The organism is Bacillus cereus group sp. MYBK95-2, assembly GCF_051915225.1.
GTDB classification, from domain to species: Bacteria; Bacillota; Bacilli; order Bacillales; family Bacillaceae_G; genus Bacillus_A; species Bacillus_A cereus.
The window spans coordinates 125,603-145,159 of sequence record NZ_JBQAEH010000010.1; the positions used below are offsets into that span (position 1 = coordinate 125,603).

Here is a 19,557-nt window from a genome sequence, read left to right on the forward strand (position 1 = left end):
ACTCCCCCTTCTTATTTATCAGATGGATAAGAAGTAATAATCTTAAACCCTAATTCTCCTGACTTATCTCTTGCTAAAACAGTAACAGTTTTTACTAACTTGTCTTTTACACTCATATTTTTCTTTATTACCGTTTTTCCAACAGGAAATGAATGAGTTGTATTTAATACGAGACGAGCCTCTTTAGAATTTTTTAACCAATCTTGAATTTCCTTGTCATGTTGCTTCAAGCTATCTTTTACAGCTTTCGTCGCTGTTTCTTTATCATAGTATGTACTTGCGGCTGACACTTTATCTGTCTTCAAGCGATTCTTCAAATCCTCTTCTGACTTGCCTACATGTCTTTCAATCGTATGACCATTTTTAGGTGGTCCTTCCATTTCATCTAAAATATTATCACTAATTTTTTCTACCGATGTAGCTTGATTCCCTGTCTGTTTCTCTGTTTTTTGTTCTTTTCCTGCACATCCGCTTAAGATCAGCATTAATGCCAATAAACTACTGAAGAAAAGACTACTTATTCGTTTCATCATATCACCTCTTCCATGATTATTATCGCAACTTCACTAAAAGTCAATTTCACAACGAAAAAATCTATCAGTTTTCATTTTTTTATCTATTTTTCCATATTTACTCCAGCAAATTCATCAACCCTCTATTTTTCGCCTTTTATAATATATACCCCCTATATTTTTCGTTTATTTCCCAGATAAAATCACCGATAACATAACTATAAAACTCTTTTATACAAAGGTTTTTATAGTATTTTTAAAAATATTTTAAAATACCCCTATTTTTACATACCCAATACCCATATAAGGTATAAAACACCCTTCTTATCAACGTTTTTCTACATTATGTAAATTTCCCCTTGCCTATACAAACGAAATGTGGTGTAATGCAAAAAAAGATAAAGGATTTTAAACAATGGCTGAAACGATTCAAAATTTCTTAACAGAATACTATTCAATCGCAATTCCACTTAGTATCTTAATTAACATCATCATTAGTCTTTTAGGTTTTATTCCTAGTATTTTTTTAACCGCCATTAATATACAGCTCTTTGGCGTAACAAATGGTACTGTTATTTCGATCGTAGGCGAAGCATTAGGGGCTATTATCTCGTTTTATATTTACCGCATGGGCCTTCAAAAGTTCACTCACGATAAAGTAAATAAATACCCAAAGGTAGAGCGTCTTCTTTATGTAGAAGGTAGAGAGGCCTTTCTACTCGTTCTATCGTTTCGCTTGATACCTTTCATCCCATCAAGTATCGTGACTTTATTTGCGGCTCTAGGTAAGATGTCATTACTCTCCTTCAGTATTGCCAGCACAATAGGGAAAATACCGGCATTGTTAATCGAAGTATATTCTGCCTATCATGTCATCAACGGAACAAATGAAGCAAAGTGGATTGTGACAATTGCAGGTTGTATCGGATTATATTATTTGTGGAAAAAATGGAGAAAAAAATAAAGAAGGAGCATAGGCTCCTTCTTTATTTTTGAGGTATTTTATTAATAGCTATCCTTTAAATCCTTAGTTAATACCAACAGCACTAAATGATTGCTTAACTGCTGCTACTTCCGCAGAAGTCGCACCATATAAATCAGCTGCAGCTTGTACTGCACCAGCACGAGCTTGGCTAAATGTAGTAGATTGCGTGAAATATTGTGTGTTTGCACGGTAATAAATTGCACCTAACTTATCTTTACCAATGCCCGTTACAGTTACACCCGAATGCGTACCACCATTTGCTAATAAATAAGCTTGTTTGTTAATGATACCACTGTTTGTATGAACCCCACCGTTATCACTAGTACCAGTGTAACGCTTAGAATAATGGTCTGGATCACCGTATTTCGCTGGATCACTCATAGAGCGAAGCGCATCTCCTGCTTTACCAGGCGTATAAATATCTTCACCAATCTCCCAATCCGGGTTACGGTTATCATAGAATTCTACTAAAGTACCAAAAATATCAGAAATTGCTTCATTTAGCGCTCCTGATTCATTTTGATAAATTAAGTCCGAGCTATTTTCAGTAACAGCATGCGTTAATTCGTGACCAATTACATCAATTCCACCAGATAATGAAGTGAATGTTACACCATCACCATCTCCGTATACCATTTGTGAGCCATTCCAGAATGCATTATTATACTTACTTCCGTAATGAACTGTCGATTTTAACGGAGCTCCTGCATCATTAATAGAGTTTCTGTTAAATGTAGCTTTATAATAATCATATGTTCTACCTGCATAGTAATGAGCATCTACTGCTGCTGCATCATACGCTGCATTGAAAACATTATCTGCATCTACCCATAAAGTTCCTGGCAATGTAGTACGATTTTTCGCATCATATGTGAAAATTGTTGCCCCGCGCGTATTATCTTGTAAGTAGTAAGATGAACCAGATAACGTTGTATTAAGTGATTTCGTATCTCCTAATACACCTTTACCAGTTCCTACTTTATTTGTTCCTGTTACAGGTTTTACTACTGCTTTCGCATCCTGTTTAGGAGCCTCTTGCTTAACTGGTGATTTATCTTCATTTGTTACATGATCCAATTTATTATATTTATTTAATACTTTACCGCTGTCTGCTTCAATGAAATAGTAGTAGTTTCCTGGACTTGGATCTAAGAAGTTTAGATTTACAACGTATGCATATGTTGTTTCTTCACCATTTTGATATACATATAAGTCCGCTTTTGGTTCTACCTCATATTTCGGTGTTACCCCTAAATCTTGTTGCGCGATTTCAATTGCTTTTGCGCCTTCAATCTTATTTTTATTTTTCAACTTTTCCTTTTTGTCTAAATCAGGTGCAACTGTTCCAGACAATACTTTTAAAGAACCGTCTTTACTTACGTGAGCCACTTGAGTAGAACCCCATACAGGCACTCCTTCGTAAACTTGTTGCATACGTACTACTGTTGAATCAGTTACAGCATCTTTCTTCACTTGTTTCACTTTGAAAGAATCTTGCGCACTCTTTTCCCCTAGCTTGTAATCACCTTTTGCTGCATTTAAGTAATCAAACACAACAGATTCCGCTTTCTTACCAGTCGCTCCAGTTAGATCACCAGAAATAAACTCAGGTGACTGTACTGTCTCATTGTACTTCTTCGTAGAGAGTACATTTTTAGAATCCGCAAATGCAGAGCCTGTCCCTCCAAATGTTGTAACTGCCATTCCTGTCGCTAACACTAACGCTAAACTTTTCTTTTTCATGAACCTTCCCCCTAATAAAAATTTTTTTTGAAAAAGAGTAGTTTTATATTAGCATTATGTTTCCACTATTAATATACTAAAAATTCAAATAATTATTTTCTCAAGTTTTGTAGAATTTTGAGGAACAAATATTGAAAAAACCCTTTCCGATTGGAAAGGGTGGAGATTATAAATTAACTTGTTCAACAGTTTTAGCTTGTTGACCAACAATATCAGGTTTACTGCTATATTGATGTATTCCTCCAGCAACTGTAAGAGTCAATATAAACGCCAATACTCCAAATACCATCTTTTTCATGTTTATTCCTCCTTATTATCATTCATTAAATCAATAACTAACCTATAATATCGATTACTTTCTTCAAATCTCGATAAACTGGAAAAATGTTCTGCTAGTTCAACGTATACTTTCTTTAATTCTATTTTATTTCCTGCAGATTTATACAACGGGATAGCCTCATTTTCCAAAAATGCTTTATAATCTTTTGCTTCTTCAAAATATTTATATCTAAGCATTAAAAGCAAATATAATTTTGCATTAAATCTCTCTTCCTGTTTTGCTGCATCAATTCCCTTATCAATTAATGTCCTTGCCTCTTCCAATTCTTCTAATTTAATGCATACTAATGCCATTTCGTATATTGTATCTAAATAGTTTAAATCTATTTGTTTTTGAAGTTGTAGACTATCTAAATAATATTTTTTCGCTTGCTGATATTTACCTTTTTTATAATAGATACTTCCCATATTACTTAAAGTAATAGCTAATAGTACATCCTTATCAGCAAAAGATGTGGCCTCTCTCAATATACTCTCATACATTTTTAAAGCTTCTTCATACTGACCTTTTTCTGTATAACTTACCGCAATAAGGATTTGGCAATTAATTATATTTCTAAACTTATATTCACTACGAAATCCTTCTAATGCCATATTTACAAAATGAATTGCAAGATGATGAATATCTAAATGAGTATATGCAAGCGCTATATTATAATACAAGCCTGTTTCATGATACCCTTGTTCTTTGGCCATTACTTCTGTTTTTAATAAGTAATCTAGCCCATCCTTCCATCTATACTGTAAACAGCACAATAATCCTCTACTATACATATATAACAACTTCTGAAATGGAGAATATTTTTTATATACCTTCTTCAACTTATCTAATTCTTCTTCGAGTGCAGAAATATCCCTTTTCATAATTAAATAACGTGTATACAGCAGTTTATAATAATTTATAATTTCAAAATCCAACACATGCTTCATTTCACCTTGCAACTCTTCATATATACGTTCTACTTGTTGCTTGTCTAAATGAACTAGTGCATTTAACCATTCATCTAGCTTCCCCTTCACATCTTCTTCTACATCTCTCAAATCCGTCACAGCAATTTCTAGTCTTGTGCAGAGCAATTGTAGAATTTCTTCTGATGCTTCGATCTTTCCATTTTCGATCTTACTTAAGTATGAGACAGAACAAATGCCCTGACATAATTCTTCTTGTGTCATTTTTTGCTGGAGCCGTTTATAAAAGACTTGTTTGCCTATTTTTTCTAATGTTTGTTGCATTGTCCTCCTCCATTCTCATTACCCCCATTACTCTAATAATACATAAAATTTGGAGAAATATAAATTGATAAATATAAATTTTCTAAAAAATATGCATAATTTCATTTTTTTCTCTCTTGACTTCACATCAATATCTCTTCTTTGCTACGAATGGTGAAAAATTGGTATACTATAACCAAATTATGGAGGTGTTCTCGCGATGACTCATTATAAAGACGATAGTTATGCCTTACATACAGACCTATATCAAATCAACATGGCTTATACATATTGGAAAGATGGTATTCATAATCGCCGTTCTGTTTTTGATTTATATTTTCGAAAGCTTCCATTTGAGAACGGCTACGCTGTTTTTGCTGGCCTTGAGAAAATTGTAGAGTACATAGAAAATTTCAGTTTTACTGAAAGCGATATCGCTTACTTAGCAGAATTACAATTCGAAGAAGAATTCCTTCATTATTTACAAAATATGAAATTCACTGGGACGATTCGCAGTATGCAAGAAGGTGAAGTTGTATTTAATAACGAGCCTTTATTACGTGTTGATGCACCACTTGGTGAAGCACAAATTATTGAGACTGCCCTCTTAAATATTGTGAATTACCAAACATTAATTGCCACAAAAGCAGCACGTATGAAACATGCTGCAAGTAATGATGAGCTTTTAGAGTTCGGCACAAGACGTGCCCATGAGTTCGATGCTGCCCTTTGGGGGACGCGTGCTGCCTTTATTGGTGGTTTCTCCTCTACAAGCAACGTTCGTGCTGGGAAACGCTTTGGGATTCCTGTAGCTGGCACACACGCTCACTCTTTCGTTCAAGCATATCGCGATGAATACGTCGCGTTTAAAAAATACGCTGAAACTCATAAAAAGTGCGTCTTTCTCGTTGATACATATGACACATTGAAATCTGGTGTTCCAAATGCGATTCGTGTTGCAAAAGAATTTGGGGATCGTATTGATTTCTATGGCATACGTCTTGATAGTGGTGATATGGCTTATTTATCGAAAAAGGCACGAAAACTACTAGATGAAGCAGGGTTTACAAATACAAAAATTATCGCTTCTAGCGATTTAGATGAATACACAATTATGCACCTTAAATCTCAAGGAGCAAAAATTGACGTATGGGGCGTTGGAACGAAATTAATTACGTCCTTTGAGCAACCTGCATTGGGGGCTGTTTACAAACTCGTTGCGATTGAAGATACTGACGGAAAATTAAATGATACAATTAAAATTTCATCTAACCCTGAAAAAATTACCACTCCAGGACTGAAACGAATTTATCGTATTATCAATCGGGTTAACGATCATGCAGAAGGCGATTATATTGCGTTAGATTCTGAAGAACCAGGAAAAGAAGAGCGCTTAAAAATGTTCCATCCAGTTCACACATATATAAGTAAATTCGTAACAAACTTTGAAGCCCGTGAACTGCATAAAGACATTTTCGTTAACGGTGAAAGAACATATGAACTACCAAGTATATTAGATATTCAAAAATATAATGAACAGAGCCTCTCTCTATTTTGGGAAGAATATATGCGAACTTTAAACCCTGAAGAATACCCTGTCGATTTAAGCCAAGAGTGCTGGGATCATAAAATGAATTACATTCAAACAGTTCGAGAACAAGTTGAAAAAAACATACAAAAGTAAACAGAGAAGTTTCCCCTTCTCTGTTTTTTCAATACTATATGGATATTTGTAAAAAATATATTAAAATAATAAGACGAATGTATCTTATTTGCAAATTTTAATATTATACTATTTTAAAGTAAAATAATATTTGATATTATTTTATTGAGTCAATTTCAACAAAATCACCAATAAAAAAGAGGACGCGGTTCGCGTCCTCTTTTTTATAAATCTTTCACTCGTAATACACGCATTGCATTTAACACTGCAAGTAGTGTCACACCAACATCTGAGAAAACAGCTTCCCACATTGTTGCAATACCAAAGGCACCAAGTAATAAAACGATCCCTTTTACACCTAGAGCAAAGATGATATTTTGCCACACTATACTTCTTGTGCGTTTTGCAATTTTTACAGCTGTCGCAATTTTTGAAGGCTCATCAGTCATAATAACGATGTCTGCCGCTTCAATTGCTGCATCTGACCCTAAACCACCCATCGCAATACCAACGTCTGCACGGGCTAATACTGGTGTATCGTTAATACCGTCACCAACGAAGGCAATTTTTTCTTTTCCGTGCTTCGCTGCATCAATTTTTTCAATCTCTTCTACTTTTTGTTGCGGTAGTAATTCCGCATGAACTTCATCTAAGCCTAATTCTTTACCAACAGCTTCACCAACTGGTTTTGCATCACCAGTTAACATTACTGTCTTTTTAATACCTAGTTCTTTTAACTTTTGAATCGCTTGTTTCGAATCCTCTTTTACCTCATCAGAGATAACAATATAACCTGCATATCTTCCATCTACAGCAACGTGAACTAATGTACCTACTGTTTCTGGTTGCTTAAATTCAATATTTTCTTTTCTCATTAATTTTGCATTACCTGCAAAAATTTCTTTTCCTTGTACTTTTACGACTGTACCGTGACCAGAAATTTCGTTATAATCATCGATTATTTTTTCATCAATTGATTTTCCATATGCCTTTCGAATAGATTGGGCAATTGGATGGTTAGAATATACTTCAGCAAATGCCGCATACTCTAATAACTCTTCACTTGTAGTACCTTCGCTCGGTTCCATTTTTGTAACTTTGAAAACACCTTTTGTTAATGTTCCTGTTTTGTCAAAAACAATATATTTCACATCATTTAAAGCTTCTAAATAGTTACTACCTTTTACTAACACACCACTTTTAGATGCACCACCAATACCTCCAAAGAATCCAAGAGGAATGGATACAACTAACGCACATGGACAAGAGATTACTAAGAACACTAAAGCTCTATAAATCCACTCAGAGAATGTAGCTCCTTCTAAAATAAGTGGTGGAATAAACGCCATGATTGCCGCTGTAATAACTACAACTGGAGTGTAGTAACGTGCAAACTTCGTAATAAAGTTTTCCGTTGGTGCTTTTTTACTGCTTGCATTTTGAACTAAATCTAAAATTTTCGATACAGTTGATTCACCGAATTCTTTTGTAACTTCAATTGTCAACACACCGTTTTGGTTCACAAAGCCACTTAATACATCATTTCCAACTTCAACTTCACGTGGTACAGATTCACCTGTTAATGCTGAAGTATCTACCATTGATGTTCCTTCAATTACTTTTCCGTCTAACGGCACTTTCTCACCTGGCTTAACGATAATATAATCGCCAATTTGTACATCTTCTGGTGATACTTGTTTCGTTTCATTTCCAACCTTTACATTCGCATAATCAGGACGAATATCCATTAATGAAGTAATTGATTTTCGAGAGCGGTTTACCGCAATGCTTTGGAATAGTTCTCCTACTTGATAAAATAGCATTACTGCTACAGCTTCTGAGTATTGTTGAATTGCAAAAGCTCCTACAGTTGCAATTGCCATTAAGAAGTTTTCATCAAATACTTGGCCACGAGTTATGTTTCTTACCGCTCTCCAAACGATATCTCCACCTATTAATAAATAAGCAAGGACGAATAACGGAATTGTTACCATTTGTGGTAAGCCCGCTAATGCAGCAATTGCTGTCAAAATTCCGCCGACCACTAATCTCCCTACCATCTTTTTCACATTTGCTTCACCATGATCATGACTATGCCCGTGGTCATGACCGTTCTTCTCTTCACGAACAACTTTCACGTCTGGCTCTAACTTTTGAACGACATTTGTTATATTTGCTACAGTCGCTTCTAGTTCTCTTTTATTCGCAACTTCTACTCGTAGTTTCTTCGATACGAAATCAACAGTTGCTTCTGAGACAGCTGGCATTTCCTTAACTTTATTTTCAATTTTCATTGCACAGTTCGCGCAATCTAAACCTTCTAATATAAATACTTCTTTAGCAATTTTATTTTTTTGTTCTTCTTGCACTTTAATATGCGGTTCTAATTTTGTAACGAGTTGTTTTGCTTCCGTAACAACTTCGTTTTCTTTATTTTGTGCCGTTTCTAAAATCATTGTCTTTGTTGCAAAGTTTACAGAGCAAGAATTTACTCCTTCTATATTCCCAACACCTTTTTCAATTTTCATTGCACAATTCGCACAATCTAAACCTTCTAACATCAGTTTCTTTTTCACTAACGCTTCAGCCATCGTTCTCCCTCCTCGCGTTCTTTTTATTCTTCTTCGTTTACGTGTTCAAACGCTTGCTCGAAGATATGAATTACGTGCTGGTCAGCTAACGAATAATAAACAACCTTTCCTTCTTTACGATTCTTCACAAGTTTCGCTTGCTTTAACACACGAAGCTGATGCGAAATAGATGATTGTGTCATTCCTAATAAATAAGCTAAATCACAAACGCACATTTCAGCTTCAAATAGCGCATGTAATATTCTCGTACGTGTACGGTCACCTAACACTTTAAATAGTTCTGCTACTTTACTTAAACTTTCATCAGTTGGAATTGTTTGTTTTACTTGCTCTACAACTTCTTCATGAATTATCGTTTGAGAACATGTCTCTTGTGGTGTTTCTACTTTATTTCCAGCCATTATAGCTCACCTCTTTAATTGAACATATGAACAATCATTCATATATCTTATACTCTTATTATATGAGCGCCTACTCATATGTGTCAATGAAATCTGATTTTTTTTTATGAACTTTCCGTTCACATTTTAATAAGTCATATACATATTTTTCGCATCCTCTATATTCTCATACAAAAAAGGATGCACAATTCGCACACCCTTTTTCATATTCCGACATAAAAATTCAACAAAGTAATATACATTCCCTTTATTTCAACAAAAGAAAAAGCCTTGCGCGCTCCCTAGACGCACAAGGCTTACTATACTTATATCCCTTTTAATTAGCTTGTTCTAAATTATCCTGCGAACTTCCATCGTCTTTTAAATGACTATGTTTTTTCGAATAAACAAAGTATACAACTACTCCAATTGCTAACCAAGCACCGAAGTACATCCATGTTTTTAATGGTAGATTTACCATTAAGAATAGACAACATGCAATCGAAATAATCGGCAAGATCGGTACAAGTGGTACCATAAATCCACGTTGTAATTTTGGATGTGTTTTACGAAGAATAATAACTGACACACCAACCATCGCAAATGTTAACAACGCTCCAATATTCGCTAAATTCGACAATTCTTTTAAATCGATAAATCCAGCAATTAAAGCACTACCAATTCCTGTTAACCAAACTGTAAATGTTGGCGCTTCTGTCTTTTTATTAATTTTCGCGAAAGATTCTGGCAATAAACCGTCACGGCTCATCGCAAAGAATACACGTGTCGTTGCATAAATGTAAGCAAAAATTACTGCCATAATACCAATTACAGCTCCAATTGCGATTACACCTGCTACTTTATCTTGTCCTACAACTTCTAACACATATGCCATAGCTTCTGGTACATCTAATTCTTTATAAGAAACCATACCCGTCATAACGAGACAAACTACAACATAAATGATTGTACAAATGACTAACGAAGCGATAATACCAATCGGTAGATCACGTTGCGGATTTTTTACCTCTTCAGCAGAAGTTGCTAATGCATCAAATCCTAAGAAAGCAAAGAATACTGCTGCTCCCCCCGCGAAAACTCCACTTAAACCGTACGGTGCAAATGGTATCCAGTTTTCTGGTTTCACGTAGAATACACCAACTGCAATGAATAAAACAACGATACCAATTTTAATTAATACCATTATGTTATTCACGCGTTTACTTTCTTTCGTACCTCTTGATAATAACCAAGTTATAACTAATGTAACGATAACTGCTGGTAAATTCACCATACCACCTTGAGACGGAATCGTTAGCAGTGCTTTTGGAATTTCAAGCCCTAATCCACTCACTAAGTTATGGAAGTAACCAGTCCATCCGCCAGCTACTGCGGCAGTCGTTACAACATATACGGATAGTAATGTCCATCCCATTAAATGAGCTACAAACTCACCAATTGTTGCATATGAGTATGTGTACACACTACCTGAAACAGGAAGTGTAGAAGCAACCTCTGCGTAACATAATGCTGCAAATCCACAAACGATGGCTGCAATCATGAATGAAAAAATAACTGCTGGACCAGCATCTCTTGCTGCTACTAATCCAGTTAATACTAGAACTCCTGTACCAATTATCGCACCAATCCCTAGCATTGTTAGGTCAAATGCCCCTAGCGTTTTCGTCAAAGTTTTACTTTTACTTTCCCCTAACAATTGCGTAACGGATTTCTTTTTAAATAGGTTGGCCACGATGTATGCCCCCTTTTGCCAAGAAGAGCTAAGAGATCTTCACTCTTAGCTCTTATCATGTTGTTTTATATATTGTTCGATTTTGTTTTGTATAATGCTTCTATTAGCAAGATACTGTTTCTGCTTCTAATAATTCTTTAGCACCTTTGTACTCTACACCGTGAGCTTCTGCAACTGCTTCGAATGTTACATAGCCATCTAATGTGTTAATACCTTTTAGTAATGCAGAGTTGCCTAGGCAAGCTTCTTTGTAGCCTTTGTTAGCAATTTGTACTGCATATGGTACTGTTACGTTTGTTAATGCAAGAGTTGATGTACGTGGAACCGCACCTGGCATGTTTGCAACTGCATAATGAACAACGCCGTGTTTTTCGTAAGTTGGGTTATCATGAGTTGTAATACGGTCAGTTGTTTCGAAAATACCACCTTGGTCAATCGCGATATCTACAACAACAGAACCTGGTTCCATTGATTTAATCATTTCTTCTGTTACAAGTTTTGGAGCTTTTGCACCTGGGATTAATACTGCACCGATTACAAGATCAGACTCTTTAACAGCTTCTGCAATATTGTAAGGATTAGACATTAAAGTTTTTACTTGGTTTCCGAAAATGTCATCTAATTGACGAAGACGTTCTGCACTTAAGTCGATGATTGTTACATCCGCACCTAGTCCAACTGCAATTTTAGCAGCATTTGTACCAGCTTGTCCACCACCGATGATTGTTACTTTACCACGTTTAACCCCTGGAACACCTGCAAGTAAGATACCTTTACCGCCTTTGTTTTTCTCAAGGAATTGTGCACCAATTTGTGCAGCCATACGACCAGCTACTTCACTCATAGGTGCAAGTAATGGTAATGAACGGTTTTCTAATTGTACTGTTTCATATGCGATAGAAACAACTTTTTTCTCGATTAAAGCTTTTGTTAATTCTGGCTCTGGAGCTAAGTGTAAGTATGTGAACAAGATTAAGCCTTCACTGAAGTGTTTGTATTCGCTTTCAATTGGTTCCTTAACTTTCATAACCATTTCCATATTCCAAGCTTCTTCAGCTGTATCAACAATTTTTGCTCCCGCTTCAACATACTGAGCATCTGTGAAACCAGACCCTAAACCTGCACCCTTTTGAATGAATACTTCGTGATTGTTACGAATTAAATGTACAACACCTGCTGGTGTCATTGCCACACGGTTTTCGTTGTTTTTAATTTCTGCTGGTACCCCAATACGCATAATGAAATGCCCCCTTATAATTAACAGAAAAAAGAGATTCTTTTTTCTTTTTGTAATAATTAATAACTTATGTCCTTATTCTAGCATAACTTAAAAGTTATGAAAACGCTAACATATCATTTTCCTAAAGTTTTTATATTTAGAATAGTGTAAATATATAAAACATTGATTCTATTAGGGGTTTCGTGTCATTCCATTATCTTTCACTCTATTTTTATTATACTGCTTCAAAATAAACAGCAATCATTTATTATTTGACAATAATTTAACAATGTAAGAAACCTAAGCGATAACGTATACATATACAGTTATTACTTTACTCAATACTTTAGAGATATATTCTTTTCACAAAAAAACAGCTGCTAGCATTTAGCTAGCAGCTGGGTAACTTATAAATAACTTAGAAAATAAATCATCTGTCGTTTCAGTAATTTTATCAAACAGATCACTTTCTTCCGCTTCTTGCTCTTTTAACATCTTAATTGTTTCACGTGCATCTTCAGGGTAATCGGTTATAATACCATCTACGTTTAACTTATAATATGCCTTTAAATTTTCCATATCATTTACTGTCCATACGTAAATTGGTTTGTTTAACTTCCTTGCTTCTTTTACTAATTTCTTATTTAACATATATTCTTCTGCTACGTAAAAGTCAGCCTTCACATTCTTTAAGTTAGCTCTACTTGCATACAGTATATACCCTACTTTTATATCTGGATTTGCACGCTTAAACTCTTTAATAAGTGGATAGTGTAACGTTTGAATTACACATTGCTTCTCAAATTCATTATCTTTAATCGTTTTTAAGACTTTGTTTACAAAATCTTTTTCGCCCCCATGAAGCTTCACTTCTATATTAAGTTTGATTTTGCCATTTGCTAGCTTAATGATTTCATCAAGTGTACTTATTTGTCCTGAAAATCCATCTTGACTAAGGGTAAGCTGCCTTAACTCCGCCATCGTTAAATCTGACACATGCACATTAGCATTTGCGAGACGTTTCAGCTTCAAATCATGTATAACCGCTAGCTCACCGTCTTTCGTTTGTAATACATCTATTTCAGCGTAGTCTGCTTTTGCATCAATAGCACCTTGCACAGCTTCTTTCGTATTTTCTACGCCTTTTGATATATACCCGCGGTGCGCCATAATAATCGGTTCTTTATACGAATTTGAAATAAACGTTACAATGAAGGCAACGACCATTCCCGCAGTAATAATCCCTACAATGTATACGCCAATGAATTTCCAACGATGTTTTTGGAAGAAACATTTATCTGCTTTCGTTTTCGAATAATCTAATCCTTCTTCTAATAAAACATCCTCAACTGGAACCTTTTGTAAGTATAATCGCGTAATCGCCATAATATAAAATGGCGTCACGATAAAGCTGAATAAATACAATGTACTCGTTAAAAATACAGAAATCGTTGATTCAGCTAATAATGCAAATGTTCCTTTCGGGTTTGTAAATTCATAAACACCCCATAGGCACAATAAATACATTCCCAAAAACATGACATATACAATTCCAATTGAAATAAAAAATCCTACTAAAAAGAATAGTACTTTAAAAAAGCTTTCCTTTACTAAAGTTGCACTTTTACGTGCTGCCACGCGAAATGGTTTTTGCTCTAAAACAACAATAGGTAGAACGAAAATCCATCTAAGATTCAAATACGCGACTACAGCAAAGAACGTGTAATAACCAACTTGTCCCATCGTTGTCTTAAACAGCTCTCCTGTAATAAAGTTAGGAATTTGAATTTGCGGGATTAATGCCGTTTCATATCCCATATTTAAAAGAGGCAACAATACGACAGCATATAAAATAAATCCTGGTAAGCAATATGTGAAAAGAGTAGGTAAATACGTTACCGTTTTATATAAAATCGGACGTAATTTCACCTTCTGTCTTTTATGAGCGAAATACGAAATAATAATAAGCACCGCAAATTCTGTAAAGATAAGAAACAGTGCTAACAATGATAAAATTACGATTGCTAAGATGCCATAAGGCGTCTTTAAAAACGCTAATAATTCATCATTTGTCGCATTTGCATAACCACCAAAATACAATAACTTATTAAAAATGATTCCAAATAGCGGAACAAACACAATCGCTGCTAATAATTTATAAGCAAGTTGAAAAGTTAATACATTCCAAAAGGCAAATTTAACTGTTTGAAAGGAATGTCTCATTACTCCTGGTATAGATAGTTTTTTACGGTGTTGCATATATTCCTCCAAATTCTAAAACGGTATTTGAGATGGATTCCATATTTCCAGTTCTAATCCATCTTTTTAATAATAATATATTCCGCTTAACATGAACACACTTATACATATAATGAAAAAAGTGATGGCTACTTCCCATCACTTTTTCATTTATTCTATTTTTTCTCTAGCCCTTGTCCAAATGCTTTCAAGAAGCTAAAACCGAATGTAATAGCTCTATTGATATCTGGATCTTTTAATACTTTAAAGAAATCCATCACTTTTGTTTTTTTACCACTATTTAATTCATCTGTTGCAAATTGCAATCCTGTAACTAAACTTGACGTAATTTGCTTCATTATTTCTGGGTCAACTGAAGATAACGCTTCTCCTGCCCCCATCATATTATTTAACGCATTTTTAACGGGTTCACGATTTAATTGCTCCACAGCGATTTTTGAAACATCTTCCTTCGCAGCAAGTAAACTAATTGCCGCATCTAATATACCAGCCTTCTGCAACTGTGCTAAAAGCTGCATCGTTTCTTCTACTGCTTCACGATTATTAGATAGCTCATTTAGAAGTTCATCTGCTACTTGCTGTTTCTGTTCTTCCTCTGTTACAACTTTCTTTTTAATTACAGTAATTTCTTTCGCCACTATCTCCGCCCCCTAGTCCACAAGTGATACGTATTGTTTTCTTTGCCATTTTTGCTGGATTTCAACACCGTTTTGCGGATTACGCTTTTTATCTCTCGGGTTTGAAGATGGTAACGGACGATTCCCTTTTTCACGTAGTACACGCATCTTTACCATCGTTTGTTTGTACGCTGGTGTACACGTATAAAGATCTGTCGCCGTTCCAGTTAAAATATTGATTGCCTCTTCATTTACCGTTGCATGCATCGGTAAATATAGCTCTTTCCCCGTTACACGCTCTGTAACAAGTGCCTGTACTTTAATTTTCCCAAATGGTGATGCTAATTCTACAAGGCCACCATCTTTCACATTGCGCTCTAGGGCAAGTTCAGGCGAGATTTCAACGAACACTTCAGATACTTTAGATAAAATACCAGCCGATTTATTCGTCATATTCCCTTCGTGGAAATGTTCTAACATACGACCATTATTTAAAAGTAAATCATACTCATCTGGCGCTACAACTGGTGGTACCCATTCATCTAATGATAGACGAGCTAGTTTATCCGGGAAGTTAAATCCGTCCACATATAATAGCGGTGTATCGCTACCATCATGGCTACCCCAACATAAACTATTCCATCCTTCTAAACGATCGTATGTTGCCTGAGAATATAAAGGTGCAAGCGATGCAATTTCATCCATGATTTCACTTGGACTTTCATAATTCCAGTCCCCGCCAAGCGCACGAGCTACTTTTTGTAAAATCCACCAGTCTGGCTTTGAATCACCAAGCGGCTTCAATACTTCATATAATCTTTGAATACGGCGCTCTGTATTCGTAAATGTTCCCTCTTTTTCTAAGCTTGGTGCTGCCGGTAAAATAACATCAGCAAAACGAGCTGTTTTCGATAAGAACATATCTTGAACAACAAGGAAATCTAAATTCGCTAAAATATGTTGTACATGGTTGGCATTCGAATCTACTAAAGCCATTTCTTCACCCATAACATACATACCACGCAGTTTTCCTTCATCTGCCGCAAGTAACATTGCAATATTATTTAAGCCTGGTGCTTTCGGAATTGTAGTACCGTATGCTTTTTCAAATTTCGCACGGAGCGCATCATCTGAAACCGCTTGGTAACCTGGAAGCCAGTTTGGTAATGTTGCCATATCACAAGCGCCTTGTACGTTATTATGTCCGCGTAATGGATATGCTCCTGCACCAGGACGACGATAATTACCCGTAACAAGCAATAGATTTGAAATTGCTGCTGAAGTTGTACTTCCTCCAGTATTTTGCGTTACACCCATTCCCCAAAGTACACAAGTACCATCTGCTTCATATACCATACGAGCCATTTCTTTCAGATTTTCTTTCGAAATCCCCGTAATTTCTTCTGTATAATCAAGCGTATACTTTTCTACCATTTTGCTATATTCATCAAAATTCTTCACATTTTCAGCTATGAACTTTTTATCGTGCCAATCTTGATCAATAATATATTTCGTAATACCAGCGAGCCATACATAATCAGTTCCTTGGCGCGGATGAATGAATAAATCCGCACGCTCTGCCATTTCATGTTTACGAAGATCCGCCACAATTAATTTTTGGTCATGTAATTTATGAGCACGTTTTACACGCGTTGCAAGTACAGGATGTCCTTCTGTCGGATTTGCTCCAACGATAATGACAAGGCCTGCTTCCGCAATATCTTTCACTGTTCCAGCGTCCCCGCCCATACCGACAGTTTTAAATAAACCGTCTGTTGCTGGAGATTGACAATAACGGGAACAGTTGTCTACATTATTCGTTCCATATATTTGACGGGCTAGTTTTTGCATAAGATAATTTTCTTCATTCGTTACTTTCGAAGAAGAAATAAACCCAAATGCATCACTTCCATATTCTGATTTAATATGCTGCATATTGGATGCAACAACTTCAAGAGCCTCTTCCCATGAAGCTTCAACAAACATATCCCCTTGGCGAATTAATGGCTTTGTAATACGATCTTCACTGTTTACAAAATCCCATCCAAATTTGCCTTTTACACATGTTGAAATACCGTTAACCGGCGCATCTGAAACAGGCTGCACTTTCAAAATGTGGCGGTCTTTCGTCCATACTTCAAATGAACAACCTACACCACAAAATGTACAAACTGTTTTTGTTTTATTCACTTTCGTCTTACGCATCGCAGCCTCTACTTCTGAAACTGCTAAAATACTACTATATCCCGGCTCTACATCCTTTACAAAATCAATCATCGGATCTAACACATCCGGTTTCAATCCTGTCATGAATCCAGCTTCACCTAACATTGATTTCTCCATCAACGCATTACATGGACATACTGTTACACATTGCCCGCAACTTACACAAGATGAGTCATTTATACTTACACCATTGTCCCATATAACACGTGGACGGTCTAAGCTCCAGTCTATCGATATAGTTTCATTCACTTGTAAGTTTTGACATACTTCTACACACTGTCCACAAGCAATACATTGATTTGGATCATATCGATAAAACGGATGTGACATATCCACTTCACACGCACTTACTTTTGGCTCATACGGATATTTCTGTTCCTCAATTCCCATCATATGTACTGTATTGTGGACTTTACAGTTACCATTATTGTTATCACAAACGGTACAATACAGTAGATGATTCTCTAATATTCGATCCATTGCCTCAGTCTGTGCCTCTTTTGCACGCTGGGACTGTCTTTCGATATGCATACCGTTCTCTAATTTCGTTGAACAAGCACGCAATAACTTTCCATTTACTTCTACAATACACGTATCACAAGTTTGAATTGGATCTACTTCTGGTACATGACAAATTTGAGGATGTTCCAAATTACTCTCGTTAAATAATTGTAGTATCGTCTTTTCACCTGATGCAGAAAATTCTTTACCATCGACGGTTACACGGACTGTCTGTTCTGCCATAGTTTCCCCTCTCCTTACAACCAACTGTACAACACAATCATGAATCCGTTTTCAAAATCGCATTACTGTACATATTTTTGAAACGCTCTACCCAAATACTTTCTTATGAAGTCGATTCTAGATGTTATAAGGTATAACTACGAAAGCTTGAAAATATCACTATTCTACAGTTCTATTATATCGTACATATACAATAATAACCAAAATAATCTGTGATCTTCTTGCTAATAGGTGTTTTTATTTTTCCCATTGTTTTATGATAAATGTGGGAGAGAAATACATATAAAAGGGGAATTAAATATGGGGCCTACGCAAGAGACTTATACAATTGTACGTTATCAATCTGGTACATTTTCAAAACAACTTGATGAGATTGTTACAGAATCTCCTATTACTATTAAATTGAATGGTGAAGAATATGTAACAGTCGTATGCACACCAAATTATATTGAAGATATGGTAATTGGTTTTTTAATTTCTGAGGGGATTATTTCTTCCTATAACGATGTTGAAGAACTATGGGTTCAAAAAGATAACGGAATTGTCCATGTAAAATCATCAAAAGTGAATCCGCTCTATCAAACTTTATATAATAAACGATACGTCACTTCTTGCTGCGGAAAAGGTAGACAAGGTTTTATTTTCGTAAACGATGCAGCAAAAGCAAAAGACTTACATGATATACATGTAAAAATTACTCCTGAAGAATGTTTTTACTTAATGAATACGTTACAACAATCTTCCACTACCTTTCGCCAAACCGGCGGTGTTCACAATACCGCGCTCTGTGATCGAAACAAAATCCTCCTATCAAGAATGGATATTGGCAGACATAATGCATTAGATAAAATATATGGTCATTGTTTACGCAACGATATATCTGTTAAAGGAAAAATTATCGCATTTAGCGGACGTATTTCATCTGAAATTTTACTCAAAGTTTCAAAAATCGGATGTGAAATTGTTCTATCTAAATCTGCCCCAACAAAACTAGCATTGCAACTCGCTCACGATTTAGGCATTACAGTCGTAGGATTTATCAGAAATGAATCCTGCAATATTTACACACATCCACATCGAATTGATGGTTATCAATCGAATAACTAAAATAACTCCTCAATTGAGGAGTTATTTTAGTTATGAAAATGTAATATATTAAAGACTTGAATAGTTAATAAAGTTAATATATAATTTCATTACATATTAAAAAACAAAACATTGTAGCATATATCTTTTCATTCTTTTACAAATTAAAAGAGACTGCTAACAAAACACATACACACTCTTATAAAAGTAATGGATTTATTTTATTTG

The 19,557-nt window shown here is 35.4% G+C and carries 14 protein-coding genes; 3 read left to right on the top strand and 11 right to left on the bottom strand.

Annotation, left to right across the window (positions count from 1 at the left end; all coding sequences use genetic code 11):
* Positions 1 to 11 precede the first annotated feature (11 nt).
* Positions 12 to 530, bottom strand: a complete 519-nt coding sequence (locus ACTFN4_RS25465) for an RNase A-like domain-containing lipoprotein (RefSeq protein ID WP_000822694.1) — start codon at positions 528 to 530, stop codon at positions 12 to 14.
* Between the two features lie 397 nt (positions 531 to 927).
* Between ACTFN4_RS25465 and ACTFN4_RS25470 the strand changes: the two genes are divergently transcribed.
* Positions 928 to 1,476 (top strand): TVP38/TMEM64 family protein, encoded by a 549-nt coding sequence (locus ACTFN4_RS25470; protein ID WP_000852224.1) that lies wholly within the window; start codon positions 928 to 930, stop codon positions 1,474 to 1,476.
* 63 nt (positions 1,477 to 1,539) lie between these two features.
* Here ACTFN4_RS25470 and ACTFN4_RS25475 read toward each other — a convergent pair whose 3' ends face one another.
* From ACTFN4_RS25475 to ACTFN4_RS25485, 3 genes are all read right to left on the bottom strand, one after another.
* Positions 1,540 to 3,240 carry a M4 family metallopeptidase gene (locus ACTFN4_RS25475; protein WP_000730383.1) on the bottom strand — a complete coding sequence of 567 codons (1,701 nt, stop codon included), beginning with the start codon at positions 3,238 to 3,240 and terminating at the stop codon, positions 1,540 to 1,542.
* A gap of 166 nt (positions 3,241 to 3,406) precedes the next feature.
* Positions 3,407 to 3,538 (bottom strand): quorum-signaling peptide NprX, encoded by a 132-nt coding sequence (gene nprX, locus ACTFN4_RS25480; protein WP_000738910.1) that lies wholly within the window; start codon positions 3,536 to 3,538, stop codon positions 3,407 to 3,409.
* Positions 3,539 to 3,540: 2 nt separating this feature from the next.
* Complete coding sequence (locus tag ACTFN4_RS25485) at positions 3,541 to 4,812, bottom strand: tetratricopeptide repeat protein (protein ID WP_001187961.1); 1,272 nt, start codon at positions 4,810 to 4,812, stop codon at positions 3,541 to 3,543.
* Positions 4,813 to 5,011: 199 nt separating this feature from the next.
* On the opposite strand from ACTFN4_RS25485, the gene ACTFN4_RS25490 reads away from it, so the two are divergent.
* A complete protein-coding gene (locus ACTFN4_RS25490; RefSeq protein WP_000150184.1) occupies positions 5,012 to 6,475 on the top strand; it encodes a nicotinate phosphoribosyltransferase in 1,464 nt (487 codons plus the stop codon).
* A 203-nt stretch (positions 6,476 to 6,678) separates the two neighbouring features.
* Here the strand turns inward: ACTFN4_RS25490 and ACTFN4_RS25495 are convergent, their stop codons facing one another.
* The 7 genes from ACTFN4_RS25495 to fdhF all read right to left on the bottom strand — a co-directional run bounded on the left by ACTFN4_RS25495 (position 6,679) and on the right by fdhF (position 18,243).
* Entirely contained in the window at positions 6,679 to 9,045 is a 2,367-nt protein-coding gene (locus tag ACTFN4_RS25495) for a heavy metal translocating P-type ATPase (RefSeq protein WP_000796569.1), read from the bottom strand.
* Between the two features lie 23 nt (positions 9,046 to 9,068).
* Complete coding sequence (locus ACTFN4_RS25500) at positions 9,069 to 9,446, bottom strand: ArsR/SmtB family transcription factor (RefSeq protein ID WP_000918378.1); 378 nt, start codon at positions 9,444 to 9,446, stop codon at positions 9,069 to 9,071.
* Positions 9,447 to 9,762: 316 nt separating this feature from the next.
* Positions 9,763 to 11,178 (bottom strand): amino acid permease, encoded by a 1,416-nt coding sequence (locus ACTFN4_RS25505; protein ID WP_001284893.1) that lies wholly within the window; start codon positions 11,176 to 11,178, stop codon positions 9,763 to 9,765.
* A 103-nt stretch (positions 11,179 to 11,281) separates the two neighbouring features.
* Entirely contained in the window at positions 11,282 to 12,415 is a 1,134-nt protein-coding gene (gene ald, locus ACTFN4_RS25510) for an alanine dehydrogenase (protein ID WP_001219742.1), read from the bottom strand.
* A gap of 369 nt (positions 12,416 to 12,784) precedes the next feature.
* Positions 12,785 to 14,656 carry a glycerophosphoryl diester phosphodiesterase membrane domain-containing protein gene (locus ACTFN4_RS25515; protein WP_439962954.1) on the bottom strand — a complete coding sequence of 624 codons (1,872 nt, stop codon included), beginning with the start codon at positions 14,654 to 14,656 and terminating at the stop codon, positions 12,785 to 12,787.
* Between the two features lie 155 nt (positions 14,657 to 14,811).
* Positions 14,812 to 15,294, bottom strand: a complete 483-nt coding sequence (locus ACTFN4_RS25520) for a DUF1641 domain-containing protein (protein WP_439962955.1) — start codon at positions 15,292 to 15,294, stop codon at positions 14,812 to 14,814.
* 12 nt (positions 15,295 to 15,306) lie between these two features.
* On the bottom strand, positions 15,307 to 18,243 hold the full coding sequence (gene fdhF / locus ACTFN4_RS25525; protein WP_017657303.1) for a formate dehydrogenase subunit alpha: 2,937 nt from the start codon (positions 18,241 to 18,243) through the stop codon (positions 15,307 to 15,309).
* 300 nt (positions 18,244 to 18,543) lie between these two features.
* On the opposite strand from fdhF, the gene fdhD reads away from it, so the two are divergent.
* On the top strand, positions 18,544 to 19,350 hold the full coding sequence (gene fdhD, locus ACTFN4_RS25530) for a formate dehydrogenase accessory sulfurtransferase FdhD (RefSeq protein ID WP_000529239.1): 807 nt from the start codon (positions 18,544 to 18,546) through the stop codon (positions 19,348 to 19,350).
* Positions 19,351 to 19,557: the final 207 nt, after the last annotated feature.

Excerpts from the sequence above, each read along its gene's own strand:
- fdhF (WP_017657303.1), bottom strand. The coding sequence starts at position 18,243 with ATGGCAGAACAGACAGTCCGTGTAACCGTCGATGGTAAAGAATTTTCT.
- ACTFN4_RS25470 (WP_000852224.1), top strand. The coding sequence starts at position 928 with ATGGCTGAAACGATTCAAAATTTCTTAACAGAATACTATTCAATCGCA.
- ACTFN4_RS25515 (WP_439962954.1), bottom strand. The coding sequence starts at position 14,656 with ATGCAACACCGTAAAAAACTATCTATACCAGGAGTAATGAGACATTCC.
- ACTFN4_RS25485 (WP_001187961.1), bottom strand. The coding sequence starts at position 4,812 with ATGCAACAAACATTAGAAAAAATAGGCAAACAAGTCTTTTATAAACGG.
- ACTFN4_RS25490 (WP_000150184.1), top strand. The coding sequence starts at position 5,012 with ATGACTCATTATAAAGACGATAGTTATGCCTTACATACAGACCTATAT.
- ACTFN4_RS25495 (WP_000796569.1), bottom strand. The coding sequence starts at position 9,045 with ATGGCTGAAGCGTTAGTGAAAAAGAAACTGATGTTAGAAGGTTTAGAT.
- ald (WP_001219742.1), bottom strand. The coding sequence starts at position 12,415 with ATGCGTATTGGGGTACCAGCAGAAATTAAAAACAACGAAAACCGTGTG.
- nprX (WP_000738910.1), bottom strand. The coding sequence starts at position 3,538 with ATGAAAAAGATGGTATTTGGAGTATTGGCGTTTATATTGACTCTTACA.
- fdhD (WP_000529239.1), top strand. The coding sequence starts at position 18,544 with ATGGGGCCTACGCAAGAGACTTATACAATTGTACGTTATCAATCTGGT.
- ACTFN4_RS25465 (WP_000822694.1), bottom strand. The coding sequence starts at position 530 with ATGAAACGAATAAGTAGTCTTTTCTTCAGTAGTTTATTGGCATTAATG.
- ACTFN4_RS25475 (WP_000730383.1), bottom strand. The coding sequence starts at position 3,240 with ATGAAAAAGAAAAGTTTAGCGTTAGTGTTAGCGACAGGAATGGCAGTT.
- ACTFN4_RS25500 (WP_000918378.1), bottom strand. The coding sequence starts at position 9,446 with ATGGCTGGAAATAAAGTAGAAACACCACAAGAGACATGTTCTCAAACG.